Annotated in this window: 20 protein-coding genes; 7 read left to right on the forward strand and 13 right to left on the reverse strand. The window is 44.6% G+C overall.

All coding sequences use genetic code 11. The features are described 5' to 3' along the window. Nucleotides 1-111: 111 nt before the first annotated feature. Nucleotides 112-1089, reverse strand: coding sequence for an iron-hydroxamate ABC transporter substrate-binding protein (locus V5G21_RS06000; RefSeq protein WP_035203277.1), 978 nt, complete (start codon nucleotides 1087-1089; stop codon nucleotides 112-114). 168 nt (nucleotides 1090-1257) lie between these two features. On the opposite strand from V5G21_RS06000, the gene V5G21_RS06005 reads away from it, so the two are divergent. After that, entirely contained in the window at nucleotides 1258-2091 is an 834-nt protein-coding gene (locus tag V5G21_RS06005; protein ID WP_035203279.1) for an aldo/keto reductase, read from the forward strand. A 204-nt stretch (nucleotides 2092-2295) separates the two neighbouring features. After that, nucleotides 2296-3333, forward strand: coding sequence for a LacI family DNA-binding transcriptional regulator (locus V5G21_RS06010; RefSeq protein WP_035203281.1), 1038 nt, complete (start codon nucleotides 2296-2298; stop codon nucleotides 3331-3333). 30 nt (nucleotides 3334-3363) lie between these two features. Here V5G21_RS06010 and V5G21_RS06015 read toward each other — a convergent pair whose 3' ends face one another. Further along, on the reverse strand, nucleotides 3364-4713 hold the full coding sequence (locus V5G21_RS06015) for a globin-coupled sensor protein (RefSeq protein WP_051881176.1): 1350 nt from the start codon (nucleotides 4711-4713) through the stop codon (nucleotides 3364-3366). A gap of 137 nt (nucleotides 4714-4850) precedes the next feature. On the opposite strand from V5G21_RS06015, the gene V5G21_RS06020 reads away from it, so the two are divergent. Then, nucleotides 4851-5681: a nucleotidyltransferase domain-containing protein gene (locus V5G21_RS06020; protein WP_035203284.1), complete on the forward strand. Its 831-nt coding sequence runs from the start codon at nucleotides 4851-4853 to the stop codon at nucleotides 5679-5681. Between the two features lie 113 nt (nucleotides 5682-5794). On the opposite strand, the gene blaOXA is transcribed toward V5G21_RS06020, so the two are convergent. Further along, complete coding sequence (blaOXA, locus tag V5G21_RS06025) at nucleotides 5795-6607, reverse strand: class D beta-lactamase (protein WP_035203696.1); 813 nt, start codon at nucleotides 6605-6607, stop codon at nucleotides 5795-5797. Between the two features lie 117 nt (nucleotides 6608-6724). After that, entirely contained in the window at nucleotides 6725-7411 is a 687-nt protein-coding gene (locus V5G21_RS06030; protein WP_035203287.1) for an FHA domain-containing protein, read from the reverse strand. Between the two features lie 127 nt (nucleotides 7412-7538). On the opposite strand from V5G21_RS06030, the gene V5G21_RS06035 reads away from it, so the two are divergent. Further along, nucleotides 7539-8837 (forward strand): Zn-dependent hydrolase, encoded by a 1299-nt coding sequence (locus tag V5G21_RS06035; RefSeq protein WP_095254316.1) that lies wholly within the window; start codon nucleotides 7539-7541, stop codon nucleotides 8835-8837. An 81-nt stretch (nucleotides 8838-8918) separates the two neighbouring features. Here the strand turns inward: V5G21_RS06035 and V5G21_RS06040 are convergent, their stop codons facing one another. The 7 genes from V5G21_RS06040 to V5G21_RS06070 form a co-directional block, all read right to left on the reverse strand. Then, nucleotides 8919-9740: an alpha/beta hydrolase gene (locus V5G21_RS06040; protein WP_338465365.1), complete on the reverse strand. Its 822-nt coding sequence runs from the start codon at nucleotides 9738-9740 to the stop codon at nucleotides 8919-8921. Nucleotides 9741-9769: 29 nt separating this feature from the next. Then, nucleotides 9770-10795: a FecCD family ABC transporter permease gene (locus V5G21_RS06045; protein ID WP_338465366.1), complete on the reverse strand. Its 1026-nt coding sequence runs from the start codon at nucleotides 10793-10795 to the stop codon at nucleotides 9770-9772. Next, nucleotides 10785-11816, reverse strand: coding sequence for a FecCD family ABC transporter permease (locus V5G21_RS06050; protein ID WP_422397411.1), 1032 nt, complete (start codon nucleotides 11814-11816; stop codon nucleotides 10785-10787). Before V5G21_RS06050 ends, V5G21_RS06045 begins: the two co-directional genes overlap by 11 nt. After that, nucleotides 11806-12783: an ABC transporter substrate-binding protein gene (locus tag V5G21_RS06055; RefSeq protein WP_338465367.1), complete on the reverse strand. Its 978-nt coding sequence runs from the start codon at nucleotides 12781-12783 to the stop codon at nucleotides 11806-11808. The genes V5G21_RS06050 and V5G21_RS06055 overlap by 11 nt, the downstream gene beginning before the upstream one ends. Nucleotides 12784-12886: 103 nt before the next feature. Next, nucleotides 12887-14416, reverse strand: a complete 1530-nt coding sequence (locus tag V5G21_RS06060; RefSeq protein WP_338465368.1) for an ABC transporter substrate-binding protein — start codon at nucleotides 14414-14416, stop codon at nucleotides 12887-12889. Between the two features lie 299 nt (nucleotides 14417-14715). Next, nucleotides 14716-15651 (reverse strand): ectoine hydroxylase, encoded by a 936-nt coding sequence (gene thpD / locus V5G21_RS06065; RefSeq protein WP_073305344.1) that lies wholly within the window; start codon nucleotides 15649-15651, stop codon nucleotides 14716-14718. 180 nt (nucleotides 15652-15831) lie between these two features. Beyond that, nucleotides 15832-16962, reverse strand: coding sequence for a DUF6612 family protein (locus tag V5G21_RS06070; protein WP_035203301.1), 1131 nt, complete (start codon nucleotides 16960-16962; stop codon nucleotides 15832-15834). Between the two features lie 361 nt (nucleotides 16963-17323). Between V5G21_RS06070 and V5G21_RS06075 the strand changes: the two genes are divergently transcribed. Genes V5G21_RS06075 through V5G21_RS06085 form a run of 3 tightly spaced genes read left to right on the forward strand, consistent with a single transcriptional unit; the run spans nucleotide 17324 to nucleotide 20970 of the window. Continuing rightward, on the forward strand, nucleotides 17324-18757 hold the full coding sequence (locus V5G21_RS06075; protein WP_051881177.1) for a spore germination protein: 1434 nt from the start codon (nucleotides 17324-17326) through the stop codon (nucleotides 18755-18757). Between the two features lie 6 nt (nucleotides 18758-18763). After that, nucleotides 18764-19852: a GerAB/ArcD/ProY family transporter gene (locus V5G21_RS06080; RefSeq protein WP_011248330.1), complete on the forward strand. Its 1089-nt coding sequence runs from the start codon at nucleotides 18764-18766 to the stop codon at nucleotides 19850-19852. Further along, complete coding sequence (locus V5G21_RS06085; protein ID WP_338465369.1) at nucleotides 19849-20970, forward strand: Ger(x)C family spore germination protein; 1122 nt, start codon at nucleotides 19849-19851, stop codon at nucleotides 20968-20970. Before V5G21_RS06080 ends, V5G21_RS06085 begins: the two co-directional genes overlap by 4 nt. 121 nt (nucleotides 20971-21091) lie before the next feature. On the opposite strand, the gene V5G21_RS06090 is transcribed toward V5G21_RS06085, so the two are convergent. After that, nucleotides 21092-23011 (reverse strand): ABC transporter permease, encoded by a 1920-nt coding sequence (locus V5G21_RS06090; protein ID WP_338465371.1) that lies wholly within the window; start codon nucleotides 23009-23011, stop codon nucleotides 21092-21094. Then, nucleotides 23008-23763: an ABC transporter ATP-binding protein gene (locus V5G21_RS06095; protein WP_011248333.1), complete on the reverse strand. Its 756-nt coding sequence runs from the start codon at nucleotides 23761-23763 to the stop codon at nucleotides 23008-23010. The genes V5G21_RS06090 and V5G21_RS06095 overlap by 4 nt, the downstream gene beginning before the upstream one ends. Nucleotides 23764-23931: the final 168 nt, after the last annotated feature.

A 23931-nucleotide genomic window follows, 5' to 3' on the forward strand; every position in this document is an offset into this window, starting at 1 on the left:
CTACCATTGTACCTTGGCAAAGAGTTGCTGGCAAATCAAGCCCCGGTAGATGAAAACGGAAGAAGCTGTTCCACCGAAATGGAACAGCGAGATCGCTAAGTTGTCCCGTTTCTACTGGCCGTTATTTTCAGCACGCTCTACAATCATGTCAGCAATTAAATCAATTTGGCCACGGACAGAAATCGGGTCATACGGATAAAATGTATCGAAATCATTTATAAACACACGATTGTTTTTGACTGCCTCAAGCCCTTGCCAGATAGGGGAAGACTCCATCTCAGCAAGCTTGCTGTCCCCTTCAGGATGGTAGTCGGTAATAAACATGTAATCAGCTGCGTAATCAGGAATGACTTCCGTAGACAATTGTTTCATTTCCCCTGTTTTGATTACTTCTTCGTCAATCGCTTTCAGCGCCTTTAAACCAAGCGCATTGTAAATGACTTGCCCGCCACGGCCGGCGTTGTCATTGAATACCCAGAAATCGCCTTTGTCCGTCAATTCATAAATGCCAAATGTCGCATCGTCCTCGACTACTTCCTGTACGCGAGCTCGAGCCGCTTCCGCCTCTTCATTAAAACTGTCGAGAAATTGAGCCGCTTCTGCTTCGGCATTTGCTAGTTCGCCAAACAGTTGCAACGATTCTTCAACATTTTTGGCCGTATTGTATGGAATGACTACGGTTGGCGCAATTTGAGAAAGCTTCTCGTATTGTTCTTCGTCCATCACAACAATTAAGTCAGGTTCAAGCGCAAGAACCTCTTCTGTATGAATCGGATCACCCACATCCTTTATATTTTTAAGCTCTTCTTCAATAAACGGGTTCGAAAAACTCCAAGAACCTGCCCCGACCACATTCGCGCCAACGGCTAAAAACTCGCCAGCATAAAAATCAGTGACAATTCTTTCTGGATTTTCAGGTATGTTTATTTCTTCCCCATTAGGAGCCGTAAACGCCCGCGTCTCTCCACTCGTAGTTGCGTCGTTTTGATTGTCGCTAGGCTCCTCGCCTTCATTTGAACTTGTATTGCCACAGCCTCCAAGCAAAAGTACAGTTGCAAGGAAAGAACTGAAAATAACAGGAACCTTCATGAACCAAGTACCTCCATATGTTTATTTGCAAATGAAAATCATTATCACCAACACTATAGCAGCAGCAAAGGAAAGCGTCAACAGCAATTGAAGTCGCAAACAACCTTTGGTTAGACGTTGATAAACGTTCAATGTTAGACTATTGAAAAAAGACAAGGAGTGTTTCAGATGATTCCCACTGTCACACTGAAAGATGGGCTGCAGTTGCCAGCTATTGGCTTTGGCACGTATGCGTTGAATGGAGCAGCAGGCGTCAATGCAATGGTGAGCGCGATTGATATTGGCTATCGTCTGCTAGATTCTGCCTTCAACTACGAGAATGAGGGAGCTGTCGGAGAAGCGATTCGGCGTAGTTCTGTCCCAAGGGAACAGTTGCGCGTCACTTCAAAGCTACCAGGGCGGCGACAAGCATATGCGCAAGCGATCGTGACCATTCAAGAATCTTTGTTGCGCGCAAGATTGGACTATTATGACCTATACTTGATCCATTGGCCAAACCCAAAAACCGACTTATATGTAGAAGCATGGCAAGCATTAATCGATGCCCAAAAATGGGGGCTTATTCGCTCAATTGGAGTATGTAACTTTTTGCCAGAGCATTTAGAGCGATTAGAACGGGAAACAGGCGTCATGCCAAGCATTAACCAAATTGAACTTCACCCTTATTTTTCTCAGGAAAGCCAACGTGTTTGGGATAACAATCATCATATTGTTACTGAATCATGGAGCCCTCTCGGCCGCGCTAGCAGCGTTTTGCAAGACAAAGTGATTAAACAGATTGCGGCTACGCACAGAAAAAGCGTCTCACAAATTATATTGCGCTGGCACGTACAGCTTGGGGCAATTCCGTTGCCAAAATCGGCTTCACCTGAACGCCAACTTGAAAACATAGCGATTTTCGATTTTTCCCTAAGCACGGAAGAAATGGAGCAAATAAACAAATTAACAAAAGCCGACGGCCGCATTCAAAACCAGGATCCTGCTGAATATGAAGAATTTTAACTATTAGACAAAAAATGGTAGAGTGGGACGTAACGAATACACGTAGTTTCATAAGCAAGCATATGACCGAAGCAAATGCCGAGCATACCCTTGTCCACAGGCTAACACGAGTACAGTAAATGTACTCGTGTTGCTTCATGAAAGCGCTTGACTATTTATTATAACGCTCCCATACTAAACTTAGGAAAGTGTGTTTTAGGGGGAATGACGCGATTGAACAAACCAACCATTAAAGATGTAGCCAAAGAAGCAGGCGTTTCGATTGCCACTGTTTCCCGCGTATTAAACAACGGAATTGGCTATTCTATAAAAACAAAACAACATGTGCTAAAAACAATCGAAGAAATGGGTTATTCCCCAAATGCGATTGCCCGCGGCCTCATTAATAAGCAAAGCAATACGATTGGCGTTTTGTTTCCAGAAATATCAGGACTTGTCAGCGCTGAAATTCTTCAAGGAATAGAGGAAGCTGCACATGCGAGAGGGAAAAGCATTGTCATTTGCAATACAGCCTCTAGCGGCCATAAAACAAAAGAATACTTAAAGTTGTTGCAAGAAAAACAAGTAGACGGCATTTTATTTGCAAGCCAACTGCTAACATTGGAATATGTGGCAATCGTCCGCAAAATGGGCGTGCCTGTTGTCACCGTATCTGCTTATTCGGAAGACCCAACGATACCAGCTGTCCAAGTCGACAATGAAACGGCAGCTTATGATGCGATCTGTTATTTCATTCAGCAAGGCCATACAGAGATCGGTATGATTAGCGGAAACCCGTCTGATTTGTTGGCTGGAGCGCCACGAATGGCCGGTTACAAACGGGCGCTCAAGGAAGCGGGAATTGCTTATGTGCCTACGAAAGTTGCCTGGGACAAAGGGTTCTATTTTGAAGATGGGCAGAAAGCCTTTCAACGGCTTTACACCGATCATCCGAATTTGACAGCTATCTTTTCGGCAAGCGATGAACTCGCGATCGGTGCCATGTCCGCCGCTACTGCAAAAGGGCTTCGCATTCCGGAAGATCTTTCTGTTATCGGCTTTGATGGCACCAAGCTCGCAAAAATGGCCGTTCCTCCTTTAACAACCGTTTCGCAACATTTTTTTAGCATGGGCAAAACGGCTGCTAACTTGCTGTTTGATTCAATCGCAACCGGGCGAGCAAGTTCAGGACGCATCATCCGACATGAACTCATCAAAAGGCACTCCGTCCAAATGCCCTCATCCACTAAAACGATGGATTAAACACGCTCTTTAAAGGGTTTTTAAGACTATTCAGGAATGCCCTGATAAAGTCGTGATCTCGTCTTCTGTCTTTTTCTCGATCGATTGCTCATAATTTGCAGTCTGAGCTGCCAATTGTTCGATCGCAGCTGCAGCTGATGAGACAACCGCTTTCATTTGTTCAGCTATCGATACATGCAATTGGCTAACATTGCTTTGAATTTCGCCAAAGTGGGCTTCATTTGTTTGCCCAAAATGGAGAATCTGTTCGAAGCATGTCTCCATCGTTTCCATACTAGAGATTCCTTGTTCAACAGCTTGGACAACTTCCGAAATCGAATGTTCAACAAGCTTTCTTTGGGCATGGACGTCTGAAACTAAACTGGCTACGTGGCCACTTGAGTCTTTGGTTTTTATTGCTAATTTGCGGACTTGGTCTGCTACCACGGCAAACCCTCTTCCGTAGTCTCCCGCTTGTGCCGCCTCAATGCTCGCATTTAGAGACAATAGTGTCGTTTGGTCTGCGATTTGCTTAACAATCGCAACAACTTCCTCAAATTGTGTAGATAACGTCGTCAATTCATTCATGCTAGCTTCAATTTGTTTTATACATGCTTGGATGTGGTCCATATGGCCGCTCTGCCTGTCCACTTGCAGCTGGCCACTTTTGGAAGCATCTAATGAGCGCGCGGAATGAAATTTGCCTTCGTCCGTTAATGTTTCAATTGATTGGGATTGGACAGCTGCTTTTTGGACAGATTGCTCGATTTTACCGACTAAATGCTCAATGTTTTGGAGAGCGTGGCGGACTTGCCCGATATACGTATCTTTATGTTTCTCAAATTTTAACCGGATCCGCCGTTCTTCCTCTTCATACGCTTCTAAAACGAGCTGTTGTTCAAAGTTGATAAACTTCCCAACTGCGCAAAAAGCAAGAAATTGTTCATTGCCACTTTTGAAGTGTTTGACGATCATCCGCTGTAGTTCTAGTTGCAAGTTGTGAAAAGCGCCGATGTACCACTTGGTTTTAAGGCCAATTCGAACATGGGTTTGCGCGATCCGTTTACGCTTAGCAAAAAAAGCGGCATCCACCTTTCCTTCAAACATTTCTAAAATATGCTGCTTTAATGTTTGTTTTAACGCGTCAATGCTGCTATGAGTCGTTACTAGCTGCCGTAAATGGGGCTGTTCAAGCAATTTCTCGTAAAAGGCTTCAGTAATCGGTGCAATATGTTCGTTTACAAGTGGATACAAGAGATGTATATATTCGAGATCACTTGCATGTAAATCGATAAACCCAATTTGTTTTTGGCAGTCACTTTCATCCAGTTCGATTTTAATAGGGTCTGGCTCCCTTTTCACTTGCTCGTTCTCCTGTTTGTTTGCTTTTCTTAAAAACAACAGTCTGCCCCCTCCTTATTTGCACACTTTTCTTTTTTATCGGCAGCCAGTTTTTTCCGTTTAGCTTTGATGAATGATTGCTTATCGTGTATGCTTGTTTTGTTTGCAAAACCTTTAGCGAAAGGAGCACATAAGCCATGGATCCAAACGAACTCGTTGCCAAAGTAGGCGAACAACTAAAAGCTGTGCCCGGAATTGTTGGCACCGTTCTTGGTGGTTCTCGCGCGCGAGGCACCCACAGCGCCAATTCTGACATCGATATCGGCATCTATTATGATCTCAGCCAAGGATTTACGACCGAACAGCTTGACCGGTCTGTCCGGGCTTTACAAGATTGTAACGAAGAGGAGCGTGTCGTTACCGCTATTGGGGAGTGGGGAGAGTGGGTGAATGCTGGTGCCTGGCTTGTTATTAATAGCTATCACGTGGATCTAATATTACGTGACATCACACGGGTCGAACAAGCCATTGCCGATTGCCGTAACGGAGCCGTCACGATGCATTACCAAACGGGACATCCACACGGCTATGCCAATGCTATGTATATGGGTGAACTGGCGATCTCCCGTATTCAAACTGATCCTTTCGGAAAACTCGCACAATTAAAAGCGTTGACTGAGCCATATCCAATAAAAATGAAACAGGCGCTTATCCAGTTTTTCACGTTTGAAGCTTCATTTTCCCTCATGTTGATGGAAGCCAATGTTGATAAAAACGATTTATCATACTTGATGGGGCACGGCTACCGAGCGATAGCCTGTTTAAATCAAGTCCTCTTCGCTAAAAATGAACGATATTGCATTAATGAGAAGAAAGCCGTCATGATGATTTCATCCTTTCCACGTAAGCCGCTTCACTACACAGAACGGATTGATGAAGCAATCACTCTTCTTTCTAGTCATGCTTCCTGCTGCCAGCAAGCCATTGCCCAACTAAAGGCACTGCTGGAAGAAGTAAAAAGCCTTTAAGACGTTGATAGAAGGCGGATCGTGTATGTCTGACAATGCTCGATTTCCTGCGATAAGCATAAAGAGGTTGTCAACCTAGTCGACAACCTCGGATAGAGCTCTGTCTGCTCTATTTATGATGGCCCATCCATTAAGTGAAATTCTTCTAACAAACTTAACGTAATTTCTTTCGCGTGCGCACTTGTGCCATCTAAGTTTGTCACAAACGCATACGTGCCATTGCCAGATTCAATAAAACCGACATACCAGCCAACGTCTGGCCCTTGCCCCGTTTTCCCATAAAGGGTAAAATGGTCGCCTTCCTCCTCCATCATCATACGTTTTACTGTTTTCATTGCATCTTTTGAAAATGGAAGTACTTCGTAGTATAAATTGTGGATAAAGTCAGCTTGCTCAAGAGGAGTAATCTCAAGTGAACTGCTTAGCCAAAATTGGTCAATGCCACCCGTGATATCGCGATTGCCGTAAGAAATGGCATCAAGCCATTTTTGCATTTGTTCTTCGCCAATATCCCTGGCAAGCGCTTGGTAATACCAAACGACAGAATGCCTCAATCCAGATCCAAGTGTGTGATCCTTATTCCAGACGTCGAGCTCTCTTTCAATGCCGTCCCAGTACTTTATATCGTATTCATCTTCCACTGCCCCCGTTTCCAAGCCAATTAGGGCATTTGCGACTGTAAAAGTCGACTGTGGCGGAAATGCTTTTTCTGCTCTCTCGTGGTTGTACACAAATGTACGGTCCTGCTGTAAATCGTGAAGAACAAAAGTGCCATCATGGCCAGAAAAATATTCCTCCGCTTCAATTTCCTCTAGTTTCGGAATCTCTTTTGCAAATGTTGGTTCATCTGCTGGAACGCCTTCGCCTATAAACGCTACTACACCAGCTAAACCTAAAACACTCGCTGCCATTATTGCCTTCTTCATTGCTTTCACCTCATCTTCTCCCTCGAGCATAGCAAAAAGCCACCTCTTTTAACATGGCATGAAGATGATGCTTTCCTGACGTTTCCCTAATAATGTTCAGAATCTTGAGATGTCCGATCAACCTTTCTTTGAGCGTCCTTCTCCTAAATCCAGCATATAGCCGTACCTTGGTACTGTCACAATCATGCTGCTGTATGCGCCTAGCTTTTTCCTAAGCCGATAAACGAGTGCATTCACTTCTTCCTTCTCAACATCAGGCACCGTTCCTCCTTGTACGGCCAAACGCTCAGGCCAAACATTGGCTTTCAATTCTTCATAACTGACGGCGCGATTGCGATTATCATATAGGCAAAACAGCAATTCAATATGTTTGCCGCTCAATGCTAAGCGCTTGCCATCGACAATGACTTGCCGCTTCGTCTTGTGTACAACTAAACGATGGTCAATGACGGCATCTAATTCTCGCGTTTGTTCTTGGCGTTGTTCGCTTCCATGCAAAAATGTCAGCTCCACTACCCCTTTTGCCAATGTGATCGAATCACTATGGTGCAGGGGAAAAGGCTTGCCTGCTGGTATTGGCAACCGATTCACTTCGACGCCATGCTTGCTATTCAAGTCTGTTATTGTATAATCGCCATCTTTTTCTTCTATTAAAGCATGCTTGCGTGAAATATAAGGATCAGCAAAGCCAATATCGACAGAAGGGCCTGCCCGGCCAATGAGCATTCGACCTCCGCGAACAAAAAGCTGCTCGCCGCTTGGAAAACCTTGCCCTTTAATGATTTGGATGGCGGTTTTCTGCATCCCTTTTCCTCCTTTTTTACGATCACTCTTTCCTTATCATAATCGACTTCCACTTATTTAGAAAGACAACGAGCTTTGGCCGTGTATAATAAGGGAGACAACCATTTATATGAAAAAGGAGCATAATATGAGTTTTATCCGCCAACAATTCAACGATGATGCCAGCCAAACAAAGGCGTTCAATGGCATCCAGCCGAACAAACTTGCAGCCCGCCTCACCGCCCTATCGCAAATTGGCCGTACGAAAACAGGAGGGGTGACGAGGCTTGCTTATACCAACGAAGAAGCACACGCAAAACGCCTGCTGACGCAATGGGGGACACGCATTGGGCTGACAATGCGAGAGGACGAGGTTGGAAACCTTATTGGCCGGCTCGAAGGAACACAGCCTGATCTAGGAGCCGTAGCGACAGGTTCTCATATTGATACCGTTGTCAATGGCGGAGCGTTCGATGGCGCTCTCGGCGCGGTCGCTTCCCTATGTGCAATTGAATCGCTTCTAGAAGACGGCAAGTCATTTCCTCGCCCGTTGGAATGGATTATTTTTGTGAACGAGGAAGGATCTCGATTTCCAACTGGCATTTATGGCTCACAAGTGATGATGGGCGAATTTACTGAGGCTGATCTTGAGCGCTACGCTGACAAAGATGGCGTGACGTTAGTGGATGCCTTAAAAAATCAAGGGTTTGACCCACACAAACTAGCAAAAGCCCATCGTCAGCACAAAGGCTTTTATGCCTTCATCGAATTGCATATCGAGCAAGGCAAACGGTTAGAAAAAGCAAATATTCCGATTGGTGTCGTTAGCGGGATTGCGGGCCCGCTATGGCTTCAGGGCACATTTAAAGGTGAAAGCGACCACGCCGGGAATACGCCGATGGGCATGCGTAAGGACGCAGCTGTCGCTGGAGCGGAATGGCTGGTCGCGATTGAAAGCCTCCCTGCCCAGTTTAGCCAAACGGCTGTTGCTACCGTTGGCCAACAAACGGTATATCCGAATACGCCGAATGTTATTAGCGGTGAAGCAACACTTACCGTTGACATTCGCGACATTGAGCTCACACAACGCAACCGCTTAGTGGAAGCCATTCAAGCGGCCGGGTTGGAGATTGCTGCCAAACGTGGACTGGACTTTTCTTATCAAGTATTAACTGATATTGCCCCTGTTCCCATTTCTGCTTTTATTCAAGAGACGATTAAAACAAGTGGGGAAAAACTAGGCTTGCCTACGATGACTCTTCCTAGCGGTGCTGGGCATGATGCGATGATTATCGGCCGCCATGTCCCCCATACAGGCATGATTTTTGTACCGAGCGTTGACGGCAGAAGCCATTGTCCAGAGGAGTTTACCTCACTTGATGACTGTGTAAAAGGCACAGCCGTATTAAAGGACGTACTTGCCCAATTGTTGACCTCTATCAACTAAAACAGAAAAACAAATAGGAGATAAATTGGGAGCCAAGCACTTGAATCGCCAGTAAGTTTATTGAGCTTACTGGCGGTTGCCTTATAAATGTTCAGACTCCGTGCCATTAGCTAAAAAGAAACGAATCGCTTCTCCGATCAGTGTAGGCAATACACTCATATGTCCCCCTTCTGGTACAGAGAAAAAAGTGGATTGAATGTTGGATGCATTCCTTGTTAAACGATCATGGAGAGCGATCGCATCTTCGACCATATGGGATTTTTCTTTTTCTCCTACACTAAGCAGTAGCTTTTTCATGGGCGCTGCAGCATCGTGTTTTCCCGCTAAATACGCGGCTGCCACGTCTTGAATATAGCGGTTTTTCCACCAAACCGACGGACTTCCTGCTATATACGTGTCAAACAAGTGGTTTCTCGTAAATAATGTATGAAGAACGCAAAGCCCGCCGAGTGAATGCCCGAAAAACGCTCGTTTTGTTGGATCAAGGGGATATTTTCGCTCTAGCTCAGGCATTACCTGTTCTTCCAACATAGAAAGGAAAACGTCTACCCCGCCTGATGGTGGCCAAGGTTCGCCATGTTTGCTTGTGCCAACCTCTTCTTGTGTAGCAGAAACGGTATAATCAAAAAAGCGCCTTTCCTTACAAAACGGTCCATCGGTGTCATAACCAATGGCGACAACAGCCGCGGGAGAAAAACCATGTGGCGGCCGTGTCATGAGGCGAAGCGCCTCTGTCATCGAGGCAAATACTGCATTGCCATCGAGCAAATACAACACAGGGAATCCACCTTCAGGTGCCTGTTCTGATGGCACTGATACAAATAGGACGTGTTCGCTGCCATTTGCTTTTAAAACCCACTTATCGCTATGAGGCAATACGTATGCCCCAGCATTGCTTAGCATGTCACCAACCTCCTTTGCCGTGCATCGATTTATCTAGCTTTTTGTGTTTGGAACAATAGAAATACAAAATAAGGGACGCCGATTATCGAAATGACAATGCCGACCGGGAGCTGTGCTGGGGAAAACATCGTTTTCGCTAGCCAATCAGCAACGACGACGATCCCCATTCCAATAAGTCCACTAGACGGCAAAAGAAAACGATGGTGGATCCCTACAAGCCTCCTTGCTATGTGAGGGGCAAGCAAACCAACAAAGGTCATGCTTCCGGCCACGGATACACATGCGCTCACAAGGCCAACACTTAGCAAAATCAGGAGACGGCGCTCTTTTGCTAAATCAACACCAAGCCCTTTTATACTTGTATCAGCTAAGCCAAGTACGTCGAGAACTCTAGCCTTATAAAAGGCAGCAGGCGTCAATAAAATAATCCACGGCAGCACTGTGACGACATGTTTCCAATTGGCGCTATAGACGCTGCCTGCCAACCAAACAGCAGCCGCTTCGTAATCTCTAGGATTCATTTTAAGTGAGAAAAACAGCGTGAGCGCTCCAAATCCAGCCGAAACGGCGATGCCTGTCAATATAAATGTTTGCGGATCGAGCCGGCCCTTTTCCATTGCAAATGCGAGAATAAAAACGATGGCAAGCAAACCGCCACACCAGGCAAATACTGGCATTGCCAGCACGCTTAGCCAATTGACAGTAGACAGCTGCCCTTGAAAGAAGAACATAAAACAAACAACAGCCGCCCCTGCCCCGGCATTAATGCCTATAATGCCTGGGTCAGCCAATGGATTTCGCGTGATGCCTTGCAAAATTGCCCCTGCAAAGCCAAGCCCAAATCCGATAATCGCCCCAATTACAATGCGAGGCAAGCGGAATTCAAAGACAACAAGGTCGAAGCGCGTATTTTCTTCAAGCCGAAATAACGTCTTGAACGTTTCCGTAAGCGTTAACTCATATGACCCACTCGTTAAATGAAGATAGACGGCGACGATGAGCAGTGTAGCTGCCCCAACTAGAAACAATCCAAAGCGCTTTCGATCAGAGGGCATGCCTTTTCCCTCCTTTGGTTTTAATTAAGTACAAGAGAAAAGGCACGCCAACGAAAGATGTCATTATGCCAACAGGCGTTTCAAACGGAAAATGGACGAGGCGGCTCGCTACATCACAAAGAGGCAAAAACATCGCTCCTAATACAGCAGATGCAGGAATGATTTTTCTGTAATCATACCCAAATAGAAACCGAGCAATATGGGGAATGGCTAGGCCTACAAAAGCAATTTTCCCTGCCAAGGCAACCGATATGCCGGTTAAAATGACAACGGCTAAAAACGCTAAACGTTTAATCAAGCGAGTGCGCTGTCCGATACCCGCCGATACTTCATCGCCTAAAGCAAGCGCTGTAATTTGCCGAGACAAAGACAGCGCTAATAGGGTGCCTACGACACAGAATGGGAGCGCCAACACCAGTAAAGATGGTTCCATTTGATGAAGCCTGGCGCTATACCAAAAGCTCACGTTTTGAGAGACTTGGAAATAGACAGCAATCGCTTGGGCGACTCCTCCTAAAAACGTCCCCATAATTGTTCCTAAAATCGCAAGCCGGACAGGGGAAAAACCATGTGGCAAGAGCGAGGCAACCCCAAAAACTGCCCCTGCTCCTACAGCAGAGCCAACAAGGGAAAACAAGATCATTTCGAGCCCCGACGCCCCCGGAAGCCATACCATTAAGACCGTAATCATAAACAGCGAACCATCGGTAACCCCTATAATGGACGGGGAAGCTAAATAGTTCCGCGTAATGCCTTGCATCAACGCCCCTGAGACCGCGAGGCTGGCGCCAATGAGTGCTGCCCCGGCAAAGCGTGGCAAGCGCGTACGCCATACTACTTGATGGTCCGTATTGCCAGGGTCAAACTGAAACAGCGCTTGTATGACCGTGCGCCACTCCATTGACTTTGCGCCAATAGCAAGTGAACACCAGCCGATCGCTGCTATGAGACCGACAAACCCAATGGCGAGAACTATTGCGTTTCGCCTTGCTGGTCGGAAGGCGTGGCCGTTAATCGACAAGGAGATCAACAGCCTCGTTTAAAAACTCGATCCTGCTCCAAGACGGACCTCCTTCAGACAATGGGTCCACAACATTCACAAATGTCCGTCCTTCAGCAAGGGCAGGGACATTTTGCAAAATTGGGTCATCCTGCAGTTGTTCAAGCAAATCCCCTTCATCTTCTGAGTTCTCTTGTGCTGCATCTTGAATAAACAAATAATCGGGATTGATTTCGGCAAGTTGTTCGGTTGAAATCAATTGTTGTGCTTCGGCAGCTTGTGTGACTTCCGGCGCCTCAATACCTAAGTCTTCATAAAGAATTGGATTGACAAATACGGTATCCGGATAAATGTAAAGATCGTTATTTCGCACACGGACGGCTAAAACCGTTTGATCCTTTAACGAATCGCCAATTACTGCCTTCGCCTCTTCCAGTTCCTCGTAGTAAGCGGCAATCGATTCCTCTGCCACCTCTTGTTTGCCTGTTAGCTCCGCTAAAAAGCGAAGGTTGTCTTCCCAGTCTGTTGCAATGTGTGAAATTTGCACAGTTGGCGCTATTTTTTCAAGCTCTTCAATGACTTCAGGAGGGAATTTCGTTGAAGCCAAGATGACATCTGGGTCGAGTGCCAAAATTTTTTCTACATCTGGCTCCGTCTTTTCCCCAATTGGTTCTGTTTGCCCCGTAATCGGCGCAAACATGTCAGGAAACGCACCGCCAATGGTCATAGCGCCAATTGGCTCTACATCGAGAACAAGAGCATCTTCCATAGCTTCCATCGCTCCCGTTACAACGATGCGCTCAACGTTTTCCGGCAGCACATAGTCTTGGCCAAGGTACGAGAGCGTCTGCTCGCCATTGCCCTGTTGTTCCCCACTGTTCTCTGTCGTTCCTTCATTAGCTGGACCACTGCCCTCTGCTCCAGAACCACATGCTGTTAATGCAGCTATACTCGCCAAGGCAAGTGCCCCTAACCACCCTTTTTCCATTGTTTATAACCCCTTTCTTTATCGTCAATTAAATGAGAACGATTATCACTATTGGTTAGTATAGGGGGACAACTTGTATATGCACATGGAATTTTTTCAGCAATTACATGGACTGAAGTTGGGAGCGGAGAAAAAGAAGCTTGCGCCACTGGGCAAAGGCAGAGTATTCGAACCACAAATCAGAAGGCAAATGTTTGACTTGGCCGGTTCTTACAGCAGGCAGCCCGTTCCATTCTTCACTTTGCCGGACATGTTCATAAAAAGCCTTTGTTTGGCTGTCATGGAGGCAAAGCACCCACAACCATCTCGGCGCCAATTCTTTAAGCTCAAGCAAAGACAACGGTGCTGCCGACTGCTGCCAGCCTTCAAAACCAACGTCATGAAACAAACTTGAAATGCCTGGGTTTGTATATAAATAAATCCCTTCGCCTGCAATCCGCAAAATGACTGGACTGCCCGTGTTTTCTTTTTCAATCGATTGTTTGCAAGCGAATGCTGTTTCTTCATAATGGCTAAGAAACCGCTGTGCTTCATTCTGTTCATGTAAGGCTTCGGCGACGAGGATAAACTGGTCTTTCCAACTTCCAGCGTTGCTAAGGTCTATAAAAGTAGGGATGGAGACAGTAAAGGCATTCCGTTCTTCTTCATGGAGTTTCCTTTTCGCAAATAAAACATCCGGTTTCCAATCGATCAGCCTTTCCATATTTGCTTGCCAATCATGATTCGCCCGGTAAGCGCTTAAATGGACTGGAACCTCGTGCTGGTACAGCTCATAATAGTGCTTTGTCCATTTCGGGTGCATCGGCGCAGCAAATGGAATTTGCCGCAAAGCAAGCAAATCACCTAGCGAATCAAGATCGTAGGCGGCCAGTTTCCGCATTTTCTTCTCTCTATACTGGCTAGGCGAAAGGCCAACCTCCTTTTTAAACTTCCTGCTAAAATAAAATTCATCGTCATAGCCGATCCGATGTGCAATGTCTTTAAGGGGCAACGTCGTTGTTTGAATAAGCCGTTTTGCTTCCGTTAATTTGACTTCCGCTGCATATTGTGACACGCTTTTGCCCGTTTGTTGCGCAAACTTTTCGCTTAAATACGACGGATGGAGGCCTGATAATCCCGCCAACGTTTTTAAGCTAATACGGGCATGGGGATTTTCTTCAATATATTGCTTTGCCAATTCAATTCCGCTCATCGAGATATTGCTGCCTTCTTCCAGACAGCGGTATAACAAGTCTGGAAATTGGACTTGATTCCAGAAAAACGCATATTTGTTTTTTCTCAAAAGAGCAGCTGCAAGATCTGCCGTTTTCTCATTTGCACATCCTTTTCGTCTTGGAAAATGCCAATTTGTCGCTTGCAGCAACTCCCCATTCTCTCTCGGTTCATACATACGGAAACAAAAGAGGGCGATTTCCGCGCCTTCGCCTGGAAAATGGTAGGCATCCCCAGGTTTTAAAAGATAAAAATGGTAGGGGGACAGCGATGCCTTTGTATCGTTTACCTGGACCGCCAAAGAACCGGACTGGACAAAGCAAAGCATATACGTGTCCGCGTATGCCATGCTATGAACCAGAGAGACAGTGCTTGTTGTCGTTTTTTCCAAACGGATCAGCGCTTCTTTCCAATCTCTCACTCGCACACACCTCAATTAATTGATAATCATTATCAATAAATATAGCATATTTCCTGACGAATGCGCGTCCCCCTTCTCATTCTAATTACAATAAAACACGAACAGGCTCATGCACTGTTCGTGTTTTGATTCTACTATGGGCTGTTAACGCTGTTTTTTCCCCTGGCCATCCGTGTACTCCAGCAAGCAGGCACAAAAGTGGCTGGTTTGTAATTGGAAACGTCATAAAGCCGCTCGTCCCGTTTTTGATTGCCACCACTTTCATATTGCTACGGTTACTTTCAATCCAGATCTGTCCTTCATTTAGTTGCATGGGCATGTTGGGCAATGCTATCTTTCACAGGTTGAATCGGGGTTATGCTGTCGCGGTTGGCTAAAAATTCAGGCCTTGGTTGTTTTCCGGAGTAAGGTGCCTGCAACTGGTTCTCAATTGAGTTAAATACGAAAAAGACGTTGCTGCGTGGGTAAGGAGAAAGGTTGGCATTGGAGCCATGCATCGTATTGCACTCAAAAAATAGCACCGATCCGGCTGGGCCAGTAGCACGGTCAATCCGTCCGCCCGCTTGTTCAGTCAGCCATTGCAAACTTGTATGGTCTGGCGTTCCTGCAACTTGTTGCTTTAACGATGATTTGTAATGGTTGTCCGGCGTTGTGCCCGCACAAGAAACATACCATTTATGTGAGCCTGGGATTAGCATTAGCGGTCCGTTAAATTCATAGTTATCCGTAAGTATAATCGAGCAGCTGACAGCCCGCATCTTTGGCATCCCATCTTCCACATGCCACGTTTCAAAATCAGAATGCCAGAAAAACTCTTTGCCCTTAAAACCAGGTTTAAAATTAATGCGCGATTGGTTGATGTACACTTGGCTGCCTAGGAGTTGTTCTGCAATGGCCACAATGCGCTCATGTTTAGACAACATTTCAAAAAAGCCGTTGTCTTTGTGGACTTCAAACACAGAGCGAATTTCATTGCTATCAGGCTCTTTGATGACTTCATCACTGTCCCGCTCTTGGTTCTGTTTCATCACTTCATCCAATTGATTAGCCATGACTTGCACTTCGTCTTCTTGAAAAAGCCGTTCTAACATTACATACCCATTTGCCTCATAAAAAGCCAATTCCTCACGATCAAGCGGTCCTTTTTCCCTTGAATAAACGATTGGGTCTTTTCTTTCCATAATGGTTGCGGTCTCCTTAACGCGTGAAGGATAGAGATCTACCTTTTCTTGCATAATGAAAACCTCCTAAATAGTGTTGTTTCTGAGCAACGCTTGCTTTATTCGTTGCCTCCTATTTCTTAACCCTCATAGGGCAATTATTAAACATAGTGGCTAATGAGTGTGCTTTTTTTTGAAAAAGTGGGCATAAAAAAACGCGCCCTTGATCAAAAGGACGCGTGTTGTTGCAAATGATTATTCGCCATTCTCTTCTTCAATATCTTCAAGAATTTCTTCGAACCCTTCAACATCTTCGAGGCCTTCAATGTCTTCAAGGGCATCGATCTCAGCTTCCCATTGTGCTTCCATTTCTGCACCATCAACAGCATTGTCTAACACTTCTTGTGGAATATCAATCTCGTCAAACTCATTGAATTTCGAGTAAGTTGCTTCGGCAGTACCAGACATACTAAAGCTTTCACTTTCGCTTTCATCGTCAAAAGCCATCTCAAAATCCATTACCATTTTTTCTTGAAGATACGTCTCTTTATTGACATAAATCGTGTAGGTAACGTTTTTTAATCCAAAGCCTTCCATTAATGCCATGTCTTCTTCAGTTGGAAGCGCGCCTTCTTGGCCCATTTCCATAAAAGATTGAACCAATGCGTTCATTTCTTCATCTGATCCGTCTACTTTTAAGACATACGACCCTTCCTCTTCCTCAAGGGCAATATGTTCCGCGACGCTTTTCAATACGTCAAGCTGTTCTTGCGTATCGATTTCCATTTCTGTTGCAAATGCTGGATCTTCGCTCATATCATACTTCATCCACTCTGGTCCAAGTGGATTTTGCATGTAAAAAGTATCGTCAACCATGTATTGGTCTGTTGTAAAATCCATACCTGTTTCTGAATCGGAAATAGTCGTGCTCAAATAAGCCGATAGGGGCTCTTGAATCATATCAGCCGTCATGCCAATGGACATTTCAAACGGCTGGCCCTCGTACTCCATCCCATAATCCATTGACATTTCCATACGAAAACTATCAAGAGCTTCCATCGCTTCACTTGTTTTTACTAATACGTCTTCAGCCGTTAGCTCTTCTGTTTCCGCTGCAGGTTCAGTTTCCGCTTCTGCCTCTTGTCCACCGTTACCGCTTGTATTGTCGCTTCCACAAGCCGCTAATGCAAGCGTGCTGAAAGGCACAAGCAAAAACCATTTCATTTTATTCACAAATAATCCTCCTCCATCATTTGGCACCATCCATACTATTGTATTGCCAGACACTGAAAAAACGTCCAACATTTCCCCAATTGTAAAATGAGGCCAATCAATCCAGTAACCACTATAAGCCAACATGACAGTCGCAATCAACCCTTTTTTCAAATTCGCCTTCTTCCGTTTAATTAAAATAAACAAAGAAAAGGAGCATAAACTGCCAGTGAAGAAGAAACAATTAAGAACTAAGGCCTAGTAAAAATACATTTTAACCCTTTAAATGAATGTATATAGTAAAAAAGAGAGTATGAAACCCAGTTAATAGCATACAATCACGTCATTTATCCTTTTATTTAGATTTATAAAAAGCAGGCGCTACCCAATCCTCGAAGCGATCAGTCGATTCTTCACTCCTCAACGCACCGCTGCCCAAACAATGGCATCGTTATGGCTAAAATCACCTTGGCTGCCGTATAAAGAACCACTCTTAGGAAATAGTAAGCCTATTAGCAAGTAGAGGGTGGTTTAGATGAGCGAACTTAAAGAGATTAAAAACAAATTAACAGCAGCTGTGCATGGCACAGATGATCTTGTTTTTCGTGAATTCACCTACCAAGGCTTGCACGGGTTTGTCTTGTTTTTAGATTCATTAGTTGATGAGAAATGGCTAGAGAATATTATTTTTAAACAATTGAATCAGGCCCCTGCCTCAAAGCGGTCTCTCCAAGAAGCGCTCGCTTCTGCTTCCTTGAAAAAAAAAGCGACTGTTGCAGAATGTGTGCCTCTTCTTTATAAGGGGCAAGCTGCTATTGTTCTCTATGACCAAGGCCCGTCTTTTTTTATGGTAGAGGCAGCCTTATCGATAAACCGTAGCATAGAGGAACCGACAAATGAGCGCGCCCTCCAGGGAACACATGAGGGCTTTATTGAAAGCCTTCTAGTCAATCTTCATCTTATCCGCAGGCAAGCTGCGACGGATAAGGTGATCGTCCGCAAAAAAAAGATAGGAAAAACGATTAAAAAAGACGTCGCTGTTGTCTATATGCACGACAGAGCTTCTGCTACTGTACTAGCAGAATTGATGAAAAAGCTAGAAGCGATTAACCAAGATATCACCATTTCGCCTGGTGTTTTAAACGAGCTGCTGCAACAGTCAAAACGGTCGATTTTCCCACAAGTTCTTTATTCAGAACGGCCAGATGTCGTCGCTGGAAATATGGCAGAAGGACGGATTGCGGTTTTAATGGAAGGCAATCCGACTGCTTTGATTTTGCCTGTTTCATTTTTTAGTTTTTTGCAGTCTGTTGATGACTACAATTTTCATTTTTTCCTGGGAAGCTTTTTGCGCTCAGTTCGTTTGCTAGCGCTTTGCATTGCTGTCTTTGTGCCATCTTTGTATATTTCCTTAGTTGCGTTTCATTTTGAAATCATTCCGCAACCGTTGATTATTTCTGTCAAAAGCTCCTTGCAAAATATTCCATACCCACCGCTCGTTGAAGCGCTCATTATGGAACTCACGATCGAGCTCATCCGTGAAGCAGGTGTAAGGCTGCCGGCGCCAATTGGTCAAACGATTGGCATTGTTGGAGGCCTTGTTATAGGCGAAGCCGTTGTCAATGCCGGGCTTGTGTCCAATATGATGATTATTGTCGTCGCTATTACCGCGATTGCTTCTTATGTCATTCCGAACACGGAAATGAGTTCAGTCGTTCGCCTCATTCGCTTCCCGCTCATGCTCGCAAGCGCTGCTTTCGGTTTGATCGGGGTCATCTTGTCTTTCTTTGCTATTCTCATGCATCTTGTCAAACTTGATTCATATGGGGTGCCTTACTTTTCGCCGCTTGCGCCTTTTCGTCTTAAAGGCGTCAAAGATGGTTTGCTGCGGTTCCCAACTTGGTTGATCCAACAGCATACCCGTTATGCGTCTCCCCATTCAAAACGGGAGTCACGAAAGGGGGGATGATACGCAATGGAAACCAACAAACGTTTAGGGAAAACACAGTTGTTTTGGTTTTATGTACAAGCACAAATTGGAATTGGCATTCTTTCATTGCCATACTCCCTTTACAAGGAAGCGCAAACAGATGGGTGGATTTCTTTGCTGATTTCGGCCATTCTAGTGCAAATCGCCATTTTTGTCCTATGGCTGCTCCATAAACGCTTCCCCAATGACCATTTATTTTCAATTTGCGAAAAAATATTGGGCGTTTTTGCTGGAAAAGTCCTCACTCTTATCTACATTGCTTATTTTATTTATACGGCAGCGCTTGTGTTGAAAAACTTCACGCAACTCATTGTTATTTGGATTTTAACCAAAACGCCTGAGCCTGTTTTTATGGCCTTGATTATCATTACATGTTTGCCACTTTTATTAAGTACGCTTGATCAAAAAGCGCGGATGTTTGTCTTGACTGCTCCGCTCATTCTCCTTATCCCAATCGTCATGATTGGTGGTTTTTTTCATAATGCCGATTTTTTAAATTTGCTGCCGATCGGCGTTACTGAACCGAAGGGGCTTATGAAAGGGACGTTGGCTGCTTCTTTCGCCATTAATGGCTATATTGTCATGAGCTTGATTTTTCCATACGTGAAAGCGACTGCCGCCGAGAAAATAAAGGTTGTTTCACTAGCTCATTGGGTCGTTACATTTATTTATTTAATTGTTGTCGTTGCCTGTTACACGTCATTTAGCGCTGGAGAACTGAAGCTGTTGCCGGAACCGTTTCTCTATTTAATCAAGTCGTTTTCATTTCCAATTGTAGAGCGGATCGATTTGATTTTTCTATGCCTTTGGTCGGTCATTGTGATTACGACTTATGGGATTTACGTTTATTGTGGGGTGATCGGTACGATGACATTGTTCCGCTCTCAGCGTTACCATTTGTATATTGTCCTAGCTTTCCTCATCACCTTTCTAGTGAATCTCATGCCTGATAGCATGTATCAAGTCAGACAAATGATAACAAGAACAGACGAGTTTGGTACAATAATGAACGCTGCCATTCCTTTGCTTATGCTTCTAATTGCTATCGTCTTTAAAAGGAGGTCGAAAGTGTGAAAGCGATTCAAGCAGTCCTTATGCTAATCCTGTTAACGGGCTGTTGGGACCAGCGGCTCGTCAAAGATATTAATTTAATTTATAGCCAAGCACTCGACCAAACGCATGATGGAAAAATTGAAACAACGATTGTAACAATCGGTGCTGGCACACAAAACCAGTCTGGAGCTACGGTAGGCACTTCGACGATGCCCGCGATTATCTCAGCCGTTGGGACGACTCCACGGGACAGCCGCATCCAATTGAATAGGAAAGTGTCAGGCGATTTGTTTGCCTCCAAAAACCGGGTCACGTTATTAAGCAGAGGACTGGCCGAACAAAATATTTACTCAATGCTTGATGTGCACTACCGCTCTCCTGTTAGCACGACCAATGCACGCATCAGTATTGTCAATGGGCCAGCTAAAGACGCCCTCCATGTAAAAACGGCAGAAACACCGCTTATTAGCAATTACTTAGGGGACCTGCTCTACGGCTTAGAAAACACAGGGAATATTCCAACAACTTCGCTAGAAGATATCCTTTCCTTACTCTTTGATAAAGGCACCGATTTTGTTTTGCCACTTCTTCATGTAATGGACCACCATAATATTGAGTTGCACGGGGTGGCTTTGTTTAATCAAAACAAAATGTCAGGTGAATTAAGCGCGGACCAAACATTGCGCTTGTTGTTATTAGATCAAAAACAAGACAAAGAACCGCGCTTAAATATCAAAGTAAGCAATGACAATGCGATAAAAGCGAACAATTATGCAACGGTAGATATAGAGGACCGCAAATCGAACATGAAATTAACGAAAAACAGCGCTGGCCAATTCCAAGTCGGATTTGATGTGAAATTGACTTTAAATGTCATTGAATACCCGAAAGACTCACTTTACATTCAAGAGAATGTCGATGATTTGAATAACCGCATTACCGCGCAATTAACAAAAGAGTGCGAAGAAGTGATCCAAATCATTCAAGCAGCAAACTGCGATTATTACGGGATTGGCAAACATATGCGTGCTTTTTATTACGGCGATTGGCAAAACACCGATTGGAAAGAATTATATCCGCAAATACCGATTTCGGTTAACCTGGACACGGAAATTCTTTACCATGGCATTGTCAACTAATGATCCGCGCCAAGCATATCCGACATGTATGTAAATGGCTATTAAAAAGGTGTTTCACCACTAAAGATAGCGGACAACGCGAGCGCTCTGACGAACGCCCGCGTTGTCCGCTTCGTGTTGGTTACAACGATTCCTTTATGACTTTTTTCGTATGCGATACAGACAGCAAAGCAAAGATCGAATAGAGTACTGTATAAACAGCCATGACCAGCAGCATCGGCGTCCACAATTCACCACCAAAAAAGAACCAGCCTGATTGTACAGCAAAATAGCTATGGGACAAGCCTAAAAGGAGTGGAATACCAAACGCAAATAATTGTTTGCCATAGCTGCCTTTTTCCAGCTGACGACGGTTAAAACCGAGCTTGCGTAAAATCGTATAATTGTGCTTTTCTCCTTCTGTTTCATCCACTTGCTTAAAATAAAGAATACAGCCTGAAGTAATTAAAAACGTTAGCCCTAAGAAAGCGACAATGAACATGTATAAACCCATATGGGCTTTTTGATTTGTAGCCATCGCCCATTGTGACTCACTTTGTTCTTGAAAATCCATTTCTTGATAAGCTGAATTCGCCGCAACTACTTCTGATTCTTTTATAATATCAATGCCATAAGATGTCTCTGCTTCTTGTTGCTTTTTCAGTGAAACAAACGTCTCTTCATTGACAACAACAGTCGGCATGCCTCCCGCTACTTTATAGAAAGAAGGGAGAACAAATTCCTTCTTTAAGCCTCGATAGTGTTGGCTTAATGTCTCTTCCCCAAGTTCAATCACGATTTCGCCTTCCTCTTTAAACGTGACGAACCGCTGTAGCAAGTCGTTGGAACCAGTTAACACCGCTTCGTCAGGGGAGATATCGACATCTGTCATATAGGCAGCGCTTGTGATCGCCATTTCTTGTGCTGTCCCGGTCATCATTTCCGTCGACGAATTAATAATCCCTTCTACATTGACATTCCCTTGTATAAATTCAGTCGTACGTTCTTGATAGTCAACTCCGGTTTGATCGAGTTTGTTTTTAAATGCTTCTGCATCTTCCACACTCGTAAAAGCAAAATCAGTCGGCACCCATTGTTTGGCAGATTTTTCTGCTGAATAATAGGTAATATAACTTAATGACAGCAGTCCAATCGCTAGTGCCGAGACAGTTGTAATGACAGTTAGCAACACAGCGTTTGATTTCATTCGAAACATGAGCGCCGACAAGGACATCACTTCGCGAATGTTCAAATAACCATCCTTTTTGCGGCGAATCACTTTCGCAACAAAGCTAACCGTTCCTTTATAAAACAACCATGTGCCGAAAACACAAGCGGCCAAAATGGTCGTCATCGCCAAAAACAATTCATTCTGTGTGACGAATTGTCCTTCAAACAATTTAGAGGATAACCAATAGCCAAATCCAATCAACACAATGCCGAGTACGCCAAATGCGATCTCAAATGCACGCAATCCTTGTGCGACCATCTCTGTTTTGCCTTTGATGTGGAACAAAGACAAAATCGTTTGCTTGCGGATATAGACATACGTGAATCCCATCATTAGAACGCAAATAGCCGCAAAGACAAGCAGCGTCTGGGTTAGAGCAGCGCCTGAGAAATGCAGTTTCGCGGCCGTTTCGACACCGATAATGCGATACAGACTTACCGTTGCCAGCTTTGACAAATAAAAACCAATGAAAATGCCGACAGCTAGCGCACCAAAGTAAACGAGCACGTTTTCCCCTGACAGCACCCAAAAAATCCGGCCTTTCCGCATGCCAACCAACTGAAATAAACCGATTTCCTTGCTTCTCCTTTTTAAAAACAAACGATTGGCATAGAGCAAAAAGATCGCAATGATTGCGATAAGCAAGACTGATGCGGACTGAATGGCAGCAGCTCCTTTTACCGATGCAGCCGCCTCGTCAAGCGCCGGATCATATTGCAACGTCACAAAGGCAAAATAGAGTGCCGCACTAAAAGTTAATGAGAAAATGTATAATCCGTACGTTTTGCTGTTTTTCCGCAAATTGCGCATGACCAGTTGGCCTGTATTCATGCCTTGATCCCCCCAAGAATGGCCTGGGTTTTCATAATTTCTTCGTAATGGTCTTCTCTCGTCCGGTCTTGCTGCATCACTTCTGTAAACATTTGCCCATCTTTAATAAAGACGACACGTCTGCTAAAACTGGCTGCTGCTGCATCATGCGTCACCATTAAAATCGTTGCTTCGTATTTTTGATTAAATTCAGTGAGTTTATTAAGCAAGTCCGTTGCCGATTTAGAATCAAGCGCCCCCGTCGGTTCATCGGCAAAAATCATACTTGGTTGGTGAATAAATGCCCGGGCGGCTGAAGTCCGTTGTTTCTGACCACCAGACAGCTCATTAGGGTACTTGTCTTTTAATTCGTAAATGCCTAATTCTGCCGCAACAGACCGAAACGCTTCGTCTGCTTCTTTTTTGCCTGCCCCCATAACCGACAATGGCAACAGAATATTCTCTTTGACGGTAAGCGTCTCAAGCAAGTGGTATTCTTGGAAAACAAACCCTAAATGCCTTTGGCGAAACCAAGCAAGTTCCCGCTCTTTCATAGTGGTAATGTCTTTCCCATCTATAATGATCGTTCCACTTGTCACTTGGTCAATTGACGACAGTACATTCAAAAATGTTGTTTTCCCTGAGCCTGAAGCCCCCATAATGCTCACAAACTCGCCCTTTTCAATCGTTAAGTCAAGTCCTTTCAACACTTCTTGCTTATTCCATTTGTTTCCGTATTGTTTGCAAATATTTGCTGCTTCAAGTACAACCATGGACTGCTTCCTCCTTCTTAAGTACCTTCATTTTACTGAGGAAGCTGCACACTTGCCTTTGATTTAGATGACAAACGAAATAGCGTACATGACAAAATTGTAAGAGTTAGCAAACGCACCGATCGTTGATTTCTTCTTGTCAAAAGCAAGCGTGCTTGTTTTGCATGT

The organism is Shouchella rhizosphaerae (genome assembly GCF_036700015.1).
Classification (GTDB): domain Bacteria; phylum Bacillota; class Bacilli; order Bacillales; family Bacillaceae_D; genus Shouchella; species Shouchella rhizosphaerae.

Bases quoted from the DNA above. Each gene is read 5' to 3' on its own strand.
- V5G21_RS06000 (WP_035203277.1), bottom strand. From the start codon at position 1,089: ATGAAGGTTCCTGTTATTTTCAGTTCTTTCCTTGCAACTGTACTTTTG.
- V5G21_RS06005 (WP_035203279.1), top strand. From the start codon at position 1,258: ATGATTCCCACTGTCACACTGAAAGATGGGCTGCAGTTGCCAGCTATT.
- V5G21_RS06010 (WP_035203281.1), top strand. From the start codon at position 2,296: ATGACGCGATTGAACAAACCAACCATTAAAGATGTAGCCAAAGAAGCA.
- V5G21_RS06020 (WP_035203284.1), top strand. From the start codon at position 4,851: ATGGATCCAAACGAACTCGTTGCCAAAGTAGGCGAACAACTAAAAGCT.
- blaOXA (WP_035203696.1), bottom strand. From the start codon at position 6,607: ATGAAGAAGGCAATAATGGCAGCGAGTGTTTTAGGTTTAGCTGGTGTA.
- V5G21_RS06030 (WP_035203287.1), bottom strand. From the start codon at position 7,411: ATGCAGAAAACCGCCATCCAAATCATTAAAGGGCAAGGTTTTCCAAGC.
- V5G21_RS06035 (WP_095254316.1), top strand. From the start codon at position 7,539: ATGAGTTTTATCCGCCAACAATTCAACGATGATGCCAGCCAAACAAAG.
- V5G21_RS06040 (WP_338465365.1), bottom strand. From the start codon at position 9,740: ATGCTAAGCAATGCTGGGGCATACGTATTGCCTCATAGCGATAAGTGG.
- V5G21_RS06045 (WP_338465366.1), bottom strand. From the start codon at position 10,795: ATGCCCTCTGATCGAAAGCGCTTTGGATTGTTTCTAGTTGGGGCAGCT.
- V5G21_RS06055 (WP_338465367.1), bottom strand. From the start codon at position 12,783: ATGGAAAAAGGGTGGTTAGGGGCACTTGCCTTGGCGAGTATAGCTGCA.
- thpD (WP_073305344.1), bottom strand. From the start codon at position 15,651: ATGCAAGAAAAGGTAGATCTCTATCCTTCACGCGTTAAGGAGACCGCA.
- V5G21_RS06075 (WP_051881177.1), top strand. From the start codon at position 17,324: ATGAGCGAACTTAAAGAGATTAAAAACAAATTAACAGCAGCTGTGCAT.
- V5G21_RS06080 (WP_011248330.1), top strand. From the start codon at position 18,764: ATGGAAACCAACAAACGTTTAGGGAAAACACAGTTGTTTTGGTTTTAT.
- V5G21_RS06090 (WP_338465371.1), bottom strand. From the start codon at position 23,011: ATGAATACAGGCCAACTGGTCATGCGCAATTTGCGGAAAAACAGCAAA.
- V5G21_RS06095 (WP_011248333.1), bottom strand. From the start codon at position 23,763: ATGGTTGTACTTGAAGCAGCAAATATTTGCAAACAATACGGAAACAAA.